The sequence below is a fragment of the Pseudidiomarina halophila genome, from assembly GCF_003987215.1.
Lineage (GTDB): Bacteria > Pseudomonadota > Gammaproteobacteria > Enterobacterales > Alteromonadaceae > Pseudidiomarina > Pseudidiomarina halophila.
In genome coordinates this window covers 35,388-51,110 of sequence record NZ_PIPW01000005.1, presented here as the reverse complement: position 1 = coordinate 51,110, position 15,723 = coordinate 35,388, and the positions used below count along the sequence as shown (strand labels likewise).

Genomic DNA, 15,723 nt, shown 5'->3' with positions numbered 1-15,723 from the left:
CAATCAGTCAGGTGTATTCTCTTCGTTATACGAAAGAATACTCGCATCCGAAGATGCTTTTTCTCTGCCTGAATCCGGTAAGTGCCCACACAGTTTGCTTGGCTTGGTATATTGTTAAAGAGCGTTCGCTTCTTCTGAAGCGGGATGCGTATTTTACGCTTTCCCTTGCCAGCGTCAAGATCCTTTCGGATCTTTTTTTTGCAAGCGCTTCGCGCTGCTGGCTACTGTCTCTTCGGCTTCTGCGTCAGTGACAACGGCGGCGAATTATAAGGATCGTCGCCGCCCGTGCAAGATCTTTTTTTAATTTATTGGCTGACTGCTTTTTTTTTGACCAAATTGAACGTTCTTTAACTATCTATTGTCTATAAAGGTTGTTAATGTTCGTAAAAGATTTGCAAGTAGACCAGCGAACAACAGAACGACTGAACAACTAGAAGACAATGAATAACTAAAAAGGTGCGCAACAGATGAGAACGACAACAGCGCTTATTTTCGCGACCAGCTTTATACTCCCATTCAGTGCTTCGGCGATGAGCTTTGACAGTGGCATATCTCCAACTGAACGAGTTGGCTATGCTATGACCGAAGAGAATGAGCGATTAGTTAATACCTATTTACGCATGTTTCGCTACTACACAAAGCGCAATTTCTCGGTCACTCGAACCGTCCGGGTACTGATGAGTAATTATCCGCAGCATGTCGAACCTATTCTGCATGCCGCTTTCGAACGATACCCGAAGAACTACGAACACATTATTAAAGCCGCAATTGACGCTGAACCTGGATTTACCCAAGACATAATGGCGGTCGCTATGCATCTTAACGTTGCGCCACCAACCGAGCTTGTGCGTATTGCAGTAGAAGCGGAACCTGCATACGCAGATGAGATTGTTGCTGAAGCCTCGCGTATCGACCCTACCAACGTAGAAGAACTCGTTCGCGTTGCCGTTCGCGTGGAACCTGAAATGGCCGCTAGCATTATGCAATCTGCCAGCACCTCGCAACCAGAGCAGGTCGAAGGGATAGTCCACGCCACGCTGAGCATGTTGCCGGCTTTAGGGGACTACCTAGTAACCTCTCTTGACGATCTGATTTCACTTATGCGTAGTTCCGACAGCGATGCGACAGTGGTGACAACCAAACGTGAAGCTATGTCGGTGATAAAAGGCGCGTATCGGGCTGGAATGAATTACGAAGAATTGCAAACTCTGGCCGCAACTCACGGCATCGAAAATGATGAACTTGCTGCAGCTATAAACGCACCTGATAAATAAAATGGCATGAGTTTTAATTAGGTATCAGTCAATACGAAGACAAAAAAAAGCCGCTCAATTGAGCGGCTTTTTTGATCTCTGAACGAGAACTTACTCTACTGTTGCAACTTCTTCCGCTTCAGTAGCTTCAACTTCTGGACGGTCAACTAGCTCAACATAAGCCATTGGTGCATTATCACCGGCGCGGAAGCCACACTTCATAATGCGAGTGTAGCCACCAGCGCGTTCTTGATAACGCGGGCCTAGTTCATTGAACAATTTACCAACCACATCCTTATCGCGAGTGCGAGCAAATGCCAAACGGCGATTCGCAACGCTATCTTGTTTCGCTAAAGTAATTAGCGGCTCAACAACACGACGAAGTTCTTTTGCTTTAGGAAGTGTCGTTTTGATCACTTCATGACGCACAAGTGAGCTTGCCATATTGCTGAACATCGCTTTGCGATGGCTGCTGTTGCGGTTGAGTTGACGACCACTCTTACGATGGCGCATACCTATACCCTTCTCAGTAAATCTCTGTAAAAGATGCCTTAGTCGCGATCAACAAGACTTGCTGGCGGCCAGTTCTCCAGGCGCATGCCTAGAGACAGTCCACGTGAAGCAAGTACGTCTTTGATCTCGGTCAGCGATTTCTTACCAAGGTTAGGAGTCTTCAATAACTCGACCTCAGTGCGCTGTACTAAGTCACCAATGTACTGAATAGCTTCTGCTTTCAAACAGTTCGCAGAACGCACAGTTAATTCCAAATCGTCTACCGGACGTAATAAAATCGGATCAAACTCCGGTTTTTCTTCTTTCTCTTCTGGTTCGCTCATGTCGCGCAATTCAACAAAGGCTTCTAGCTGTTCAGCCAAAATTGTTGCTGCCCGGCGAATCGCTTCCTCTGGATCCAGAGTGCCATTCGTTTCCATATCGATAACCAGTTTGTCCAGGTCGGTACGTTGTTCAACACGCGCTGAATCAACGTTGTACGCAATGCGTTCAACCGGACTGAAAGAAGCGTCGACAAGTAGAAGACCGATCGGACGCTCTTCATCGTCAGCAGACTGACGTGCCGAAGCTGGGACATAACCACGACCACGTTCAACTTTGATTGACATCTCAATCTCAGTATCACCTGTTAAAGTACAGATGAGGTGGTCAGGGTTAATAATTTCGACATCACCATCATGGGTAATATCGCCAGCCTTGACAGGGCCCGCTCCAGATTTTTTCAAGGTCAGAATCGCTTCATCTTTACCTTCCATGGTAACCGCCAGACCTTTGAGGTTCAGCAGAATTTCGATGACATCTTCCTGAACACCCTCTTTGCTGCTGTACTCGTGTTGTACACCTTCGATTTTGACTTCGGTCACTGCCATACCAGGCATAGACGAAAGCAAAATACGGCGCAACGCGTTGCCCAGCGTGTGACCAAAGCCACGCTCAAGAGGCTCCAACGTCACTTTTGCGTGAGTCGGGCTGATTTGTTCAATGTCGACTAGCCTTGGTTTAAGGAATTCGGTAACAGAACCCTGCATTGTGTCCTCTCTTTATGCTTAAGCTTTACTTAGAGTAAAGCTCTACGATCAACTGTTCGTTAATTTCAGCAGACAAATCTGAACGCTCTGGAAGACGCTTAAATTGACCTTCCAGTTTGCTCCCGTCTACTTCTAACCACACTGGTTTCTCACGCTGGTCTGCGAGATCGAGTGCAGCTGCGATGCGTGCCTGCTTTTTCGCTTTTTCGCGAACGGACACAACATCTTCCGGACGAACTTTGAACGACGGAATGTTGACTACCTGGCCATTCACTACCACTGCTTTGTGACTGACCAACTGACGGGCTTCAGCACGTGTTGACGCAAATCCCATGCGGTAAACGACGTTATCTAAACGTTGCTCAAGCAATTGCAGCAGGTTCTCACCAGTGTTGCCCTTAATACGGGCAGCTTCTTTGTAATAGTTACGGAATTGCTTTTCTAATACACCGTACATACGACGTACTTTTTGCTTTTCACGTAACTGTAAACCGTAATCAGACAAGCGGCCACGACGTGCACCGTGCTGACCCGGAGCGCTCTCGAGTTTACATTTCGTTTCGATCGCGCGTACGCCGCTTTTGAGGAACAAATCTGTTCCTTCGCGACGACTCAGTTTGAGTTTTGGACCCAAATATCTAGCCATGATCTTTCTCCAACTATCGTTTGGCGCCTATTAAACGCGACGTTTCTTAGGCGGACGACAACCGTTGTGAGGAATAGGTGTCACATCAGTAATGTTCGTGATGCGATAGCCTACAGCGTTCAACGCGCGAATTGATGATTCGCGACCCGGGCCTGGGCCCTTGACGAACACTTCCAGGTTTTTCAACCCGTATTCCTTTGCCATTTCTCCTGCGCGTTCAGCAGCAACCTGTGCAGCAAACGGAGTAGATTTACGTGAACCACGGAAACCCGAACCACCTGCAGTTGCCCATGACAACGCATTACCTTGACGGTCAGTAATGGTCACAATGGTGTTATTGAAAGATGCATGGATGTGAGCCATACCATCTGCGACTTGTTTTTTAACGCGCTTACGAGTACGAGTTGGTTGTTTAGCCATTTCTCAACTCCCTACTTCTTAATTGGTTTACGCGGACCTTTACGGGTGCGCGCATTGGTTTTAGTGCGCTGTCCACGTAGAGGCAAGCCACGACGATGACGAAGGCCACGGAAACATCCGAGATCCATCAAGCGTTTAATATTCATCGATACTTCACGACGGAGGTCGCCTTCAACAGCGAACTTACCTACTGCTTCGCGAAGTAGATCCAGTTTTTCTTCTGACAAAGAGCCGATCGTAGTATCTTCTTCGATCCCGACCGCAGCAAGAATATGCTGTGAGCGGGTACGACCAATACCATAAATCGCAGTCAGGGCAATGACTGCATGCTTATTGTCAGGAACGTTAATGCCAGCGATACGGGCCACTAACACGTCTCCTTTAGTTTATGGGTGACCAGTTGAAAAGCCCGTTAGGATAACTCAACCGGTCGCCAGATTGCAAACATATCAAAGCCGCAGCCTGGAATAATTATCCAAGGCCGCGGACTTCTTCATCGAATTAACCTTGCCGTTGCTTGTGCTTAGGGTCACTGCAAATTACACGCACAACACCGTTGCGCTTAATAACTTTGCAGTTACGGCAGATTTTCTTCACGGAAGCACGAACTTTCATTGCTACACTCCGTAATTATCCAACCTTAACGGCCGAAGCCCTTAAGGTTAGCTTTTTTCAGGACCGAATCATACTGATGAGACATCAGATGAGTTTGGACCTGCGCCATAAAGTCCATGATAACTACAACGATAATCAATAACGATGTACCGCCAAAGTAGAACTGAACGTTCCACGCAATCATCATGAACTCAGGAACCAAACAGACAAAGGTAATGTACATCGCGCCTGCAAGCGTCAAACGAGTCATTACTTTATCGATGTATCGTGAGGTTTGTTCACCTGGACGAATACCAGGGATAAACGCTCCCGACTTCTTCAAGTTATCAGCTGTCTCACGTGGGTTAAATACCAACGCAGTATAGAAGAAACAGAAGAAGATAATTGCCGCTGCATAAAGCATTACGTACAAGGGTTGTCCCGGTGACAATGTCAACGAAACCTCTTGTAAGAAGTTTGCTACCGCGCCTTCGCCCTGGCCGAACCAGGTTGCGATGGTGCTTGGAAACAAAATAATACTCGATGCAAAAATCGGTGGAATAACACCCGCCATATTAACTTTCAATGGCAAGTGCGTACTCTGCGCTGCAAAAACCTTACGGCCTTGCTGACGTTTTGCGTAGTTTACCACAATGCGGCGTTGGCCGCGCTCGACAAATACTACAAAATACGTCACTGCGAATACGATGACACCAATCAACAATAACAACAATAAATGTAAATCACCCTGACGTGCTTGCTCTGCCGTCTGACCAATGGCCGACGGAAGGCCCGCTACAATACCGGTGAAGATAAGAATAGAGATACCGTTACCAATCCCACGTTCAGTGATTTGCTCACCCAGCCACATCAGGAACATTGTTCCGGTAACCAAGCTTACAACCGCTGTAAAGTAGAATCCGAAACTTGGGTCTATAACCAACCCAGGCATCAGACTTGGCAAGCCAGTAGCTATACCAACCGATTGGAACGTTGCGAGTACTAACGTACCCCAACGCGTGTATTGACTAATCTTACGTCGACCTGCCTCACCCTCTTTCTTAAGCTCAGCCAAACGTGGGTGAACCACGGAGGCTAACTGCATAATAATCGAGGCAGTGATATACGGCATGATACCCAAAGCGAATACCGATGCGCGCTCAAGTGCACCACCGCTGAACATGTTAAACATGGCAACGATGGTGTCTCTTTGCTGGTCGAATAACTGAGCCAATACAGCGGCATCAATACCAGGAATAGGCACAAAGGAGCCCGCACGGAACACGATTAACGCGCCGAGTACAAACAGCAAACGTCGTTTAAGTTCCGAGGTGCCGCCTTGAGCTCTGTTAGATTCCAATCCTGGTTTAGCCATTTGCTCTATCCTTCGATTTTGCCGCCAGCAGCTTCAATAGCTTCACGGGCGCCTTTGGTGACCTTAATGCCTTGTACTGAAACGGCACGACTGATTTCGCCTGATTTGATCACTTTAACATGCAAGATGTCATTGCGGATCAAGCCAGCTTCTTTCAAGCTCGCCATGTTTACAGTATCGCCAGCAACTTTCGCTATCTCGGCCAGGTTCACTTCAGCAGTCACGAATGACTTACGTGAAGTAAAACCGAACTTCGGCAAGCGACGTTGGATTGGCATTTGGCCGCCTTCGAAACCTGGTTTCACTGAGCCGCCTGAACGCGACTTCTGGCCTTTATGACCACGTCCACCAGTTTTTCCTAAGCCTGAGCCAATACCACGTCCGAGACGTTTTTTGCTGGTTTTAGCACCAGGTGCAGGGGAGATTGAGTTCAAGAACATCGTATTAGTCCTCCACCTTTACCATGTATGTGACTTGGTTAACCATGCCACGGACGGCTGGAGTATTTTCCAACTCGACCGTGTGACCAATCCGGCGTAGACCAAGACCACGTAGAGTAGCTTTATGCTTCGGTAAACGACCGATTGAGCTACGCGTCTGTGTTACTTTGATTGTCTTTTTCGCCATTGTTCACTACCCCAAAATGTCTTCAACGCGCAATCCACGCTTAGCCGCGACTTGCTCAGGCGACTTCATGTCGTGAAGTGCCTTGATTGTGGCACGTACAACGTTGATTGGGTTGGTTGAACCATATGCTTTTGACAGCACGTTGTGCACGCCTGCTACTTCGAGTACTGCACGCATCGCGCCACCGGCGATGATACCTGTACCTTCAGAGGCTGGCTGCATGAATACCTGTGAACCTGAATGACGGCCTTTTACAGGGTGTTGCAGGGTATCGCCTTTCAGCTGCACGGTTACCATATTGCGACGCGCTTTTTCCATTGCCTTTTGAATAGCAGCTGGAACTTCACGTGCTTTACCATAACCGAAACCCACTTTACCCTGACCATCACCAACCACAGTCAGTGCAGTGAAGCTAAAGATGCGACCACCTTTAACAACCTTCGCTACACGGTTTACTGTGATCAGCTTTTCTTGCAGGTCACTTTGTTGAGCTTCTACATTTGCATTTGCCATGTTCGTCTCCTAGAACTGAAGTCCGGCTTCACGTGCTGCGTCGGCCAATGCGGCGACACGTCCGTGATAACGGAAACCACTGCGATCGAAAGCGACGGTTTTCACGCCTTTTTCCATCGCTCGTTCAGCGATCAACTTACCAACTGTTTTCGCTGCGTCGACGTTACCGGTTGCTTTAACCGCGTCACGAACAGACTTTTCAACAGTTGATGCTGATGCCAGTACTTCAGAACCGTTCGGTGCAATGAGCTGTGCGTAAATGTGCCGTGGTGTACGGTGAACGACCAGGCGGTTTGCACCCAACTCAAGCATTTTCTTACGAGCGCGAGTTGCGCGGCGTAAGCGAGCTGTTTTCTTGTCCATCGTCCTACCTTACTTTTTCTTGGCTTCTTTACGGCGTACTTGCTCATCGGCATAACGTACACCCTTACCTTTATAAGGTTCAGGTTTGCGGTATGCGCGAATGTTAGCGGCAACTTGACCCACTAACTGCTTATCTACACCTTTAACGACTACTTCAGTTTGTGTTGGGACTTCGATTGTAATTCCTTCAGGAATATCGAAAGCCACAGGATGAGAGAAGCCCAGCGTAAGATTAAGTTTTGAACCGGCAGTATTTGCCCGGTAACCAACACCTACTAACTGCAGCTTGCGCTCATAACCTTGCGCAACACCAACCACCATGTTTTGTAGTAACGCGCGTGCGGTACCTGCTTGAGCAGTTGCATTTGCAACGCCTTCGCGAGCAACGGTACGCAGAACGCTATCTTCTTGAACTAATTCAACAGCGTTGTTAACTACATGGCTCAATGAGCCTTTGGCACCTTTAATTGTCACTTCCTGGCCATTTAGCGTAACTTCAACGCCAGCAGGAATGACAATCGGTGCTTTAGCAACTCGTGACATTTCCTAACTCCTCGTTACGCTACGTAACCGATAACTTCACCGCCAAGACCCGCACTGCGGGCGGCACGATCGGTCATCAGGCCTTTAGAAGTTGAGACGACAGCCACACCTAAACCACCCATTACTTTAGGTAGTTCGTTGCGTTTCTTATAGATACGCAGACCAGGGCGACTTACGCGCTCAATTGATTCGATAACAGGCTTGCCTTCAAAGTATTTCAACGTGACTTCCAGTTCAGCTTTCACTTCACCAGACACGCCGAAATCCGTGATATAACCTTCTTCTTTAAGAACTTGGGCAATAGCCACTTTCTGTTTAGAAGCAGGCATGCGCACGGCAACTTTGTTAGCACCCTGAGCGTTGCGGATGCGAGTGAACATATCCGCAATTGGATCTTGCATGCTCATATTTGCTTTCTCCCGTGACTCGTGGCTTACCAGCTAGCTTTTTTCAAGCCAGGAATTTCACCGCGCATCGCTTTCTCACGTACTTTAATCCGGCTCATGCCGAATTTACGTAAGAAACCGTGTGGGCGGCCCGTAACGCGGCAGCGGTTACGCTGACGGCTTGGGCTCGAATCACGAGGAAGACTTTGCAATTTCAGCACGGCTTCCCAGCGCTCTTCGTCCGAAGTTTTCGGATCGCTGATCACATTTTTAAGTGCGATGCGTTTCTCTGCGTATTTAGCTGCAAGCTTTTGACGCTTGAGCTCACGCATTTTCATTGCTTCTTTAGCCATAACTCTACACCTTACTTCTTGAACGGGAAGCTAAAGGCAGATAGCAAAGCGTGAGCTTCGTCATCAGTGCCAGCAGTTGTAGTGATAGTGATATCCAAACCACGTACCCGGTCGACTTTGTCATAGTCGATTTCTGGGAAGATAATTTGCTCACGCACACCCATACTATAGTTTCCACGTCCGTCGAATGATTTCGGGTTCAGACCACGGAAATCGCGAACACGCGGGATTGCAATCGTGATTAAACGTTGCAAGAAGTCCCACATGCGCTCGCCACGCAGAGTCACTTTACAGCCAATAGGGTAGCCTTCACGGATTTTGAAGCCAGCGACAGATTTACGAGCTACAGTTTTAATCGGACGTTGACCAGAAATTGCTTCCAGGTCTGCCGCTGCGTTGTCGAGAATCTTTTTGTCAGCCAGAGCTTCACCAACACCCATGTTAAGGGTGATTTTTTCAATCCGAGGGACTTGCATGACGCTGTTGTAGCCGAACTGTTTAACCAGTTCAGGAACTACTGATTCTTTGTAAAAATCATGCAGTTTCGCCATCGTAAAACTCCAAATTTAAAATTAAATGATTGCGTTGTTCGATTTGAAGAAGCGAACTTTCTTGCCATCTTCAAGTTTGAATCCAACACGATCTGCTTTACCAGTCTCTGGGTTATAAACCGCTACGTTAGAAACGTCGATTGAAGCTTCTTGCTCAATCACACCGCCAGCTACGCCTAAAGCCGGATTTGGCTTCTGGTGTTTCTTGACAATGTTCACGCCTTCAACGAAAACACGATTTTTAGCGGTGTCGACTTTCAGCACTTTACCACGCTTGCCTTTGTCTTTACCTGCCAGGACTACTACTTCGTCATCACGTTTTATTTTTGCCGCCATAACACTGACTCCTTACAGTACTTCTGGTGCCAGAGAAACAATCTTCATAAATTGCTCAGAGCGCAATTCACGAGTCACTGGTCCAAAGATACGAGTGCCAATAGGCTGTTGGTTGTTATTCAACAATACAGCCGCGTTGCGGTCAAAACGGATGACTGACCCGTCTTGACGACGGACGCCTTTTCTGGTGCGAACGACCACCGCGTTAACAACATCACCTTTCTTCACTTTACCGCGAGGAATTGCTTCTTTAACAGAAACTTTAATGATGTCGCCGATATTCGCGTAACGGCGGTGCGAGCCACCCAGAACCTTAATACATTGTACGCTGCGAGCGCCCGAGTTATCGGCCACGTCCAGTGTAGTTTGCATTTGGATCATTGCAGTGCTCCGCTTGATTAATTAAAGAGACCCTCTCGGGTCGCTGTCCGTCCTTTTACTCGCGAAAATTTGCAGAACAAATCATAGAGAATAAAAGATTTTCCCCTATTAAAAAGGGCGGCGAATTGTAACAGATAAAAAATGCGGATGATAGTGCTTAATCGGAATTTCTTAGGGGATGTTTCATACAGATTGTTTTGTTCAGGCTGGAGTTGCTCCAACAGAAATCAAGTCTATCAAACAACGCCCTAATCGGCTATCGATTATTTACGTCTATAGCTGTACTTATTTATGAGTTCATAAAACCCATGTCTTGGGTTAAAAGCACCAGGCGCTGCGACCGAATCAGTTGGCAAGCGGCTGATCGAAGTGGTAAATTCAGACCTATTCGAACTAGCTCAGTGGCAAATTCAACCCAATTAGATAAAGGTAACGAGGTTAAATGAATCTAGCAGCGATCGTGTTCTTGCCGTTTATTGGTGCTGTCATTCCATTGCTTTTAGCTAACCGCGAACGCGCGCACATCACCATTGCGACCGCCCTGGTAGCGCTGGCGAGCCTGGCGTTTCTAGTAGTGGAGGCGCCAACCGCGCTGGCAGGTAATACAGCACTTTATTTTGCCGAATGGTTGCCTTCACTCGGCCTGCATATTGCCTTTCGTCTCGATGGCCTGGCACTATTTTTTGCCGGACTGATTCTGATCATCGGCATACTCGTCATTATCTATGCGCATTATTACCTCAGCAATAAAGATAGCGCCTCAAGATTTTTCTCGTGTTTATTGCTCTTTATGGGCTCCATGCTGGGTATTGTCACCTCAGACAACCTGATCCTGATGTGGTTCTTTTGGGAACTTACCAGCATCTCCTCATTTTTATTAATTGGTTACTGGTCGCATCAAAGTAATGCGCGCCGCGGTGCGCGTATGGCACTAGCAGTGACCGGCGCCGGCGGGCTGGCACTACTAGCTGGCCTGCTCCTTATTGGTAATATCGCTGGCAGTTTTCAACTGGATGCCGTCTTCGCTGCTGCGGACACCATCCGCGAACACGATATGTATGTTCCAGCACTGATTCTGGTTTTGCTTGGAGCTTTCACCAAATCAGCCCAGTTTCCGTTTCACTTCTGGTTACCTCATGCCATGGCGGCGCCAACTCCAGTTAGTGCGTACCTGCACTCAGCGACCATGGTAAAGGCTGGCATTTTTCTCATGGCCCGGCTACTGCCGGTGCTTGGCGGAACACCCGAATGGTTTACCATTGTGACGCTAACCGGCCTTGCGACCTTACTCTTTGGCGCCTATTTTGCGCTGCTGAAAACGGATCTGAAGGGGCTACTTGCATTCTCAACCATAAGTCACCTGGGTCTAATCACCATGCTGCTGGGGCTGGGCAGCGCCGGCGCAGTTGCTGCGGCGATGTTCCATATACTTAACCACGCTACCTTTAAGGCCGGTCTATTTATGATTGCCGGCATCATTGATCATGAGACAGGCAGTCGAGACATGCGCAAGCTCAGTGGTTTGCGCAAGGCCATGCCGTTTACCATGGTTTTAGCTGTAATTACTTCAGCCTCAATGGCAGGTATTCCGTTCTTTAACGGCTTCTTATCTAAGGAAATGTTCTTCGCCGAAGTCTATCAACAAGACTTATTTGGTGGTCTGTCCTGGTTCGTCCCGGTACTAGCTACCCTTGGCGCTATGCTCTCAGTGGCTTACTCCGTGCGCTTTGTTCATGACGTATTTTTCCAGGAGCCACCGCATGACTTGCCGAAAAAGCCTCATGAGCCACCACTAATGATGCGCATGCCAGTCATCATTTTTGCAGTACTCTGTATTGCCATCGGGATAGCCCCAATGTTCATGGCCTCTGCTATTTTAGAACCCGCAGTAGCTGCGGTAACGCTAGCCGTACCCGATCTGGATATTGCCATCTGGCATGGCTTCAATATGCCGTTATTGATGAGTGCCTTGGCTTTAGTCGGCGGTGTCGTGATTTATGTCGGCCGCTCAGAATTACTTACCTTTAGCCGGCAGTTCGATCCTCATGATGCAAAAGAAGTCTTTGCGCGCATCATTAGTGGGACGACACGCTTTTGTGACAACGCAATGCAGCGAATCGAGAATGGATCGCTACAACGCTACATCGCATTCCTGCTGGTCTTTACTTTAATTCTGGTTATCCCGGAATTAGCGGCTATCCGCCAACTGACCGGCGACCGTCCGCAACTTCCAATTGATGCCATCAGCTTGATCGGTGCTGTCATTTTGATGCTCGCCGCATTGGCGACGGCAATGCTTCACCGGCAACGACTGACTTCGCTGATGATGCTTTCCGTAGTTGGCCTGGTAGTCTCTTTAAGCTTTATTCACTTCTCAGCGCCAGACTTGGCCATGACGCAACTAGTTGTTGAAGTCGTCAGTATTATTCTGATGATCCTGGCATTGTTTTTCATGCCGCAGCGTATTCCTCGAGCGTCAAGTGGCCGTCGGGTTGCTCGTGATGTCCTGCTGGCTGGCACCATTGGTGGCGTGGTAGGCACCTTAAACTACGCCCTACTGACCCGACCGTTGGAAAGTATTTCTGATTTCTTTTTAGCCAACTCAGTTCCAGGTGGAGGCGGTACCAATGTGGTTAACGTTATCCTGGTTGATTTCCGTGGCTTCGATACTCTGGGCGAGATCACTGTGTTAGCGATTGCCGCAGCAGGTATTCACAAACTACTTAATAATCTACGTCCGTTCATGCCATCAAGTGACGTTGATGCTCGGCCCTGGCATCGGGTCAAACACCCACTGATGGTACAAACGGTGGCGCAGGCGATTCTACCGCTCGCGCTTATGGTGTCAGTCTATATTTTCCTGCGCGGCCATAACTTGCCGGGCGGCGGTTTTATCGCGGGTCTGGTCACTGCAGCTGCCATGATCCTGCAATACATTGCAAACGGTGTAGATTGGGTTAAGTCCAGATTTGACTACAACTACCAGACATTAACGTCCGTCGGTGTGATGATCGCAGTCTTCACTGGTCTTGGAAGCTGGGTCTTCGACCATAACTTCCTCACCTCAAGCTTTACCTATGTGCATTGGCCATTGGTCGGCAAATTTGAGCTTGCCACGGCAATCTTGTTCGATCTAGGTGTGTACTTAACCGTAATCGGAGCAACCTTAATGATATTAGCCAATTTCGGTCAGATGACCACGCGCCATCGTCCGCGTCAGGAGGGTTACTAATGGAAACTTTGTACTCAATTACAGTTGGTACTTTAACGGCATGCAGTGTGTTCCTTATCCTACGGGGCCGCTCTTTTCCGATTGTCATCGGTTTAACTATGCTTTCTTATGCCGTAAATTTATTTCTTTTTTCGACCGGACGTCTGGTCATCAATCAACTACCACTGGTGGGAATGAGCGAAGCCAGCAGCGATCCATTACCTCAGGCACTGGTACTGACTGCTATCGTTATCGGCTTTGCAATGACAGCTTATGCGATTATTCTCGCCGTCCGCGTACGGGGTGAAATCGGCTCGGATGAGGTCAATGATTATAATTATGCTGAGCAAGAAGGACAGCGTTAATGCTTGCTAATCATCTGGTGATTTTACCTATATTAGTGCCCTTGATGGCCGCACTTTTGCAACTGTTGCCATGGGGTGAGAATCCACAATATTATCGCCGGATTATTGGCATTGTGGCTTCCTCAGTAACGCTAATCCTGGCAATTCTGCTGGTTATCAGTGTGCAGGACCAGATTCTGGTTTATGCGCTGGGCAGCTGGCAAGCACCCTATGGCATCGTCCTGGTTGCTGACAAACTCTCTGCATTGATGGTCGCTTTAACTGCAGTACTGGCTCTGCCTGTGCTCATTTTCGCTTGTCATGGCGAAGATAATCTTGGTTCACATTTCCAGGCCTTATACCAATTCCAGGTCGTCGGAATCATGGGTGCCTTTTTGACCGGCGACTTGTTCAACCTGTTTGTCTTTTTTGAAATCTTATTAATCTCCAGTTATGCCCTGCTTATGCACGGTGGCGGTAAGTTAAAATTGCGCGCGACCTTGCATTATGTCGTTCTCAACCTTACCGGCTCAGCCATATTCCTCATTAGCTTAGGGGTACTTTATGGCATTACCGGCACTCTGAATATGGCTGATATGGCCGACAAAGTTGCTGCTCTGCAAGGTGATGACGCGGCAATTGCCAGAGCCGGAGGCATGTTGCTATTTGTTGTTTTTGCCTTGAAGGCAGCCCTGCTTCCGCTTTATTTCTGGTTACCCCAAGCCTACGCAAATACGACCGGCACGGTGGCGGCCCTATTCGCAATCATGACAAAAGTCGGAATCTACGCCATCGTTCGGGTATTCACTTTGATCTTTGGCGCGGACGGCGGCGAATCTGCCAACCTTATCCAGGACTGGCTCTGGTGGCTTGGTTTGTTCACCATCTTACTCGGTTCGGCTGGCGTGCTTGGCAGCAGAGATTTAAGGCTGGTTGTGGCTTACCTGGTGTTGGTATCTGTCGGTACCATGCTTACCACCCTGAGCTTGGGTCATACCGACGCAATAAGCGCTATGCTCTTCTATCTGGTTCATTCCACTTTGGTGGCCGGCGCACTTTTCCTGCTGGCAGACCTTATTGCTGAACAACGGGGCAAAACAGCTTCACGGATCGTCAAGGGCCGAAAAATGGCCCAACATAACCTTTTAGGCGCGATGTTCTTTCTGGCAGCTATTACCGTAATTGGCATACCGCCGTTATCCGGTTTCCTGAGTAAGCTTTTCATTCTCGAAGCGGCGCGCACCGGAGCACAGGTCCTGTTACTCTGGCCGCTGATTTTAGGTGCTACGTTCCTGATGATGATCGCGCTCTCGCGCGCCGGAAGCCGCATGTTCTGGCATACGTTTGATGGCAAGCCGAATGAAACAGCCCATCCCATGTGGCAGCACGCAGCCGTGATGATGTTATTGGTCGGCGCCGTAGCTTTAACAGTATTTGCCAACTCAGTTTCACAGTATACTGACGCCATTGCGACACAATTGGCGACGCCGGCAGAGTATATTTCTGCGGTCTTACAAACGGGAGGCAGCAATGAGTAAATTTATTCCGGCTCCCTGGTGGAGCCTGTTTCTACTCGGCTTCTGGTTATTACTTCAGAACAAGGTCTCGTTTGGCACACTGCTGCTAGGCCTGATTCTGGCTATTCTCATCCCGATGTACACTTTACGCGCACGTGACTATCGCACGACCCTGCATAAACCACTGCTGGCCGTACAATACTTTTTCATTCTGCTGGCTGATATTATTGTTTCCAACTTCAATATTGCCGCAATCATATTGACGCCGCGTAAACGCATCCAACCGGCGCTGATCGAATTTCCGCTTGATATCAGCGGTTCGGTACCTATTACTATTTTGGCGAGTACAATTAGCTTAACGCCGGGAACCATATCTGCTGAACTTGGCCGTGATGGCAGAAGCCTACTGATTCACGGCTTGAACGTACAGGACCCCGAGGCTACGGTGCAACAAATTAAACACCGATATGAGCGCCGGTTGAAGGAGATATTTCAATGTTAGTTTATGCTTTGCAAATCGCCTTCGGACTTTTTGGCTTGTCGTTGTTAATGAATATTATACGACTTATCCGCGGACCTGATTTGCCCGATCGTATCCTTGCGCTGGATACAATTTACATCAATTCCCTAGCTTTACTTATCCTGTTGGGGATCTGGCACAACACCGCGTTCTATTTTGAAGCGGCACTATTGATTGCAATGCTTGGTTTCATCGGCACCGTCGCTGCAGCGAAATTCCTGCTGCGTGGCGACATTATCGAGTAGCAAA

Annotated in this window: 24 protein-coding genes; 7 read left to right on the top strand and 17 right to left on the bottom strand. The window is 48.4% G+C overall.

All coding sequences use genetic code 11. The features are described 5' to 3' along the window. A partial coding sequence (locus CWI69_RS12290) for a hypothetical protein (RefSeq protein ID WP_206750270.1) occupies positions 1–251 on the top strand: 251 nt, incomplete at its 5' end. Positions 252–467: 216 nt separating this feature from the next. Continuing rightward, complete coding sequence (locus CWI69_RS11990) at positions 468–1,274, top strand: hypothetical protein (RefSeq protein ID WP_126764571.1); 807 nt, start codon at positions 468–470, stop codon at positions 1,272–1,274. A gap of 90 nt (positions 1,275–1,364) precedes the next feature. Here CWI69_RS11990 and rplQ read toward each other — a convergent pair whose 3' ends face one another. The 17 genes from rplQ to rplN all read right to left on the bottom strand — a co-directional run bounded on the left by rplQ (position 1,365) and on the right by rplN (position 9,882). Beyond that, positions 1,365–1,766, bottom strand: coding sequence for a 50S ribosomal protein L17 (rplQ, locus tag CWI69_RS11985; protein WP_126764570.1), 402 nt, complete (start codon positions 1,764–1,766; stop codon positions 1,365–1,367). A gap of 38 nt (positions 1,767–1,804) precedes the next feature. Further along, positions 1,805–2,794: a DNA-directed RNA polymerase subunit alpha gene (locus tag CWI69_RS11980; protein WP_126764569.1), complete on the bottom strand. Its 990-nt coding sequence runs from the start codon at positions 2,792–2,794 to the stop codon at positions 1,805–1,807. A gap of 25 nt (positions 2,795–2,819) precedes the next feature. Further along, positions 2,820–3,440, bottom strand: coding sequence for a 30S ribosomal protein S4 (gene rpsD, locus CWI69_RS11975; RefSeq protein WP_126764568.1), 621 nt, complete (start codon positions 3,438–3,440; stop codon positions 2,820–2,822). A gap of 30 nt (positions 3,441–3,470) precedes the next feature. Beyond that, positions 3,471–3,860 (bottom strand): 30S ribosomal protein S11, encoded by a 390-nt coding sequence (gene rpsK, locus CWI69_RS11970; protein WP_026861007.1) that lies wholly within the window; start codon positions 3,858–3,860, stop codon positions 3,471–3,473. 11 nt (positions 3,861–3,871) lie between these two features. Further along, complete coding sequence (gene rpsM / locus CWI69_RS11965; RefSeq protein WP_126764567.1) at positions 3,872–4,228, bottom strand: 30S ribosomal protein S13; 357 nt, start codon at positions 4,226–4,228, stop codon at positions 3,872–3,874. 133 nt (positions 4,229–4,361) lie between these two features. Continuing rightward, positions 4,362–4,475, bottom strand: a complete 114-nt coding sequence (gene rpmJ, locus CWI69_RS11960) for a 50S ribosomal protein L36 (RefSeq protein ID WP_055439830.1) — start codon at positions 4,473–4,475, stop codon at positions 4,362–4,364. A 25-nt stretch (positions 4,476–4,500) separates the two neighbouring features. Further along, the gene (secY, locus tag CWI69_RS11955; RefSeq protein WP_126764566.1) at positions 4,501–5,829 is read right to left on the bottom strand and encodes a preprotein translocase subunit SecY; all 1,329 of its coding nucleotides are present in this window, start codon (positions 5,827–5,829) and stop codon (positions 4,501–4,503) included. A gap of 5 nt (positions 5,830–5,834) precedes the next feature. Then, positions 5,835–6,269 (bottom strand): 50S ribosomal protein L15, encoded by a 435-nt coding sequence (rplO, locus tag CWI69_RS11950; protein WP_126764565.1) that lies wholly within the window; start codon positions 6,267–6,269, stop codon positions 5,835–5,837. A gap of 4 nt (positions 6,270–6,273) precedes the next feature. Continuing rightward, positions 6,274–6,456, bottom strand: coding sequence for a 50S ribosomal protein L30 (rpmD, locus tag CWI69_RS11945; RefSeq protein WP_126764564.1), 183 nt, complete (start codon positions 6,454–6,456; stop codon positions 6,274–6,276). Between the two features lie 6 nt (positions 6,457–6,462). Next, a complete protein-coding gene (gene rpsE, locus CWI69_RS11940) occupies positions 6,463–6,969 on the bottom strand; it encodes a 30S ribosomal protein S5 (protein ID WP_126764563.1) in 507 nt (168 codons plus the stop codon). A gap of 9 nt (positions 6,970–6,978) precedes the next feature. Then, positions 6,979–7,332: a 50S ribosomal protein L18 gene (rplR, locus tag CWI69_RS11935; RefSeq protein WP_126764562.1), complete on the bottom strand. Its 354-nt coding sequence runs from the start codon at positions 7,330–7,332 to the stop codon at positions 6,979–6,981. Between the two features lie 9 nt (positions 7,333–7,341). Next, a complete protein-coding gene (gene rplF / locus CWI69_RS11930; protein WP_126764561.1) occupies positions 7,342–7,875 on the bottom strand; it encodes a 50S ribosomal protein L6 in 534 nt (177 codons plus the stop codon). A gap of 14 nt (positions 7,876–7,889) precedes the next feature. After that, the gene (gene rpsH / locus CWI69_RS11925; protein WP_126764560.1) at positions 7,890–8,282 is read right to left on the bottom strand and encodes a 30S ribosomal protein S8; all 393 of its coding nucleotides are present in this window, start codon (positions 8,280–8,282) and stop codon (positions 7,890–7,892) included. A 26-nt stretch (positions 8,283–8,308) separates the two neighbouring features. Next, positions 8,309–8,614 (bottom strand): 30S ribosomal protein S14, encoded by a 306-nt coding sequence (gene rpsN, locus CWI69_RS11920; protein ID WP_126764559.1) that lies wholly within the window; start codon positions 8,612–8,614, stop codon positions 8,309–8,311. An 11-nt stretch (positions 8,615–8,625) separates the two neighbouring features. Next, a complete protein-coding gene (gene rplE / locus CWI69_RS11915) occupies positions 8,626–9,165 on the bottom strand; it encodes a 50S ribosomal protein L5 (RefSeq protein ID WP_126764558.1) in 540 nt (179 codons plus the stop codon). A 21-nt stretch (positions 9,166–9,186) separates the two neighbouring features. Beyond that, a complete protein-coding gene (gene rplX, locus CWI69_RS11910; protein WP_126764557.1) occupies positions 9,187–9,501 on the bottom strand; it encodes a 50S ribosomal protein L24 in 315 nt (104 codons plus the stop codon). A 12-nt stretch (positions 9,502–9,513) separates the two neighbouring features. Next, positions 9,514–9,882, bottom strand: a complete 369-nt coding sequence (rplN, locus tag CWI69_RS11905) for a 50S ribosomal protein L14 (RefSeq protein ID WP_126764556.1) — start codon at positions 9,880–9,882, stop codon at positions 9,514–9,516. 442 nt (positions 9,883–10,324) lie between these two features. Here rplN and CWI69_RS11900 point away from each other — a divergent pair, with 442 nt between their 5' ends. From CWI69_RS11900 to CWI69_RS11880, 5 genes are read left to right on the top strand one after another with little or no spacing between them, the layout of a single operon-like run. After that, positions 10,325–13,114 carry a monovalent cation/H+ antiporter subunit A gene (locus tag CWI69_RS11900; RefSeq protein ID WP_126764555.1) on the top strand — a complete coding sequence of 930 codons (2,790 nt, stop codon included), beginning with the start codon at positions 10,325–10,327 and terminating at the stop codon, positions 13,112–13,114. Beyond that, positions 13,114–13,458, top strand: a complete 345-nt coding sequence (locus tag CWI69_RS11895) for a Na+/H+ antiporter subunit C (RefSeq protein WP_126764554.1) — start codon at positions 13,114–13,116, stop codon at positions 13,456–13,458. Before CWI69_RS11900 ends, CWI69_RS11895 begins: the two co-directional genes overlap by 1 nt. Next, entirely contained in the window at positions 13,458–14,975 is a 1,518-nt protein-coding gene (locus CWI69_RS11890; RefSeq protein ID WP_126764553.1) for a monovalent cation/H+ antiporter subunit D, read from the top strand. The genes CWI69_RS11895 and CWI69_RS11890 overlap by 1 nt, the downstream gene beginning before the upstream one ends. Further along, positions 14,968–15,456: a Na+/H+ antiporter subunit E gene (locus tag CWI69_RS11885; RefSeq protein WP_126764552.1), complete on the top strand. Its 489-nt coding sequence runs from the start codon at positions 14,968–14,970 to the stop codon at positions 15,454–15,456. Before CWI69_RS11890 ends, CWI69_RS11885 begins: the two co-directional genes overlap by 8 nt. Beyond that, positions 15,450–15,719: a K+/H+ antiporter subunit F gene (locus CWI69_RS11880; RefSeq protein ID WP_126764551.1), complete on the top strand. Its 270-nt coding sequence runs from the start codon at positions 15,450–15,452 to the stop codon at positions 15,717–15,719. The genes CWI69_RS11885 and CWI69_RS11880 overlap by 7 nt, the downstream gene beginning before the upstream one ends. Positions 15,720–15,723: the final 4 nt, after the last annotated feature.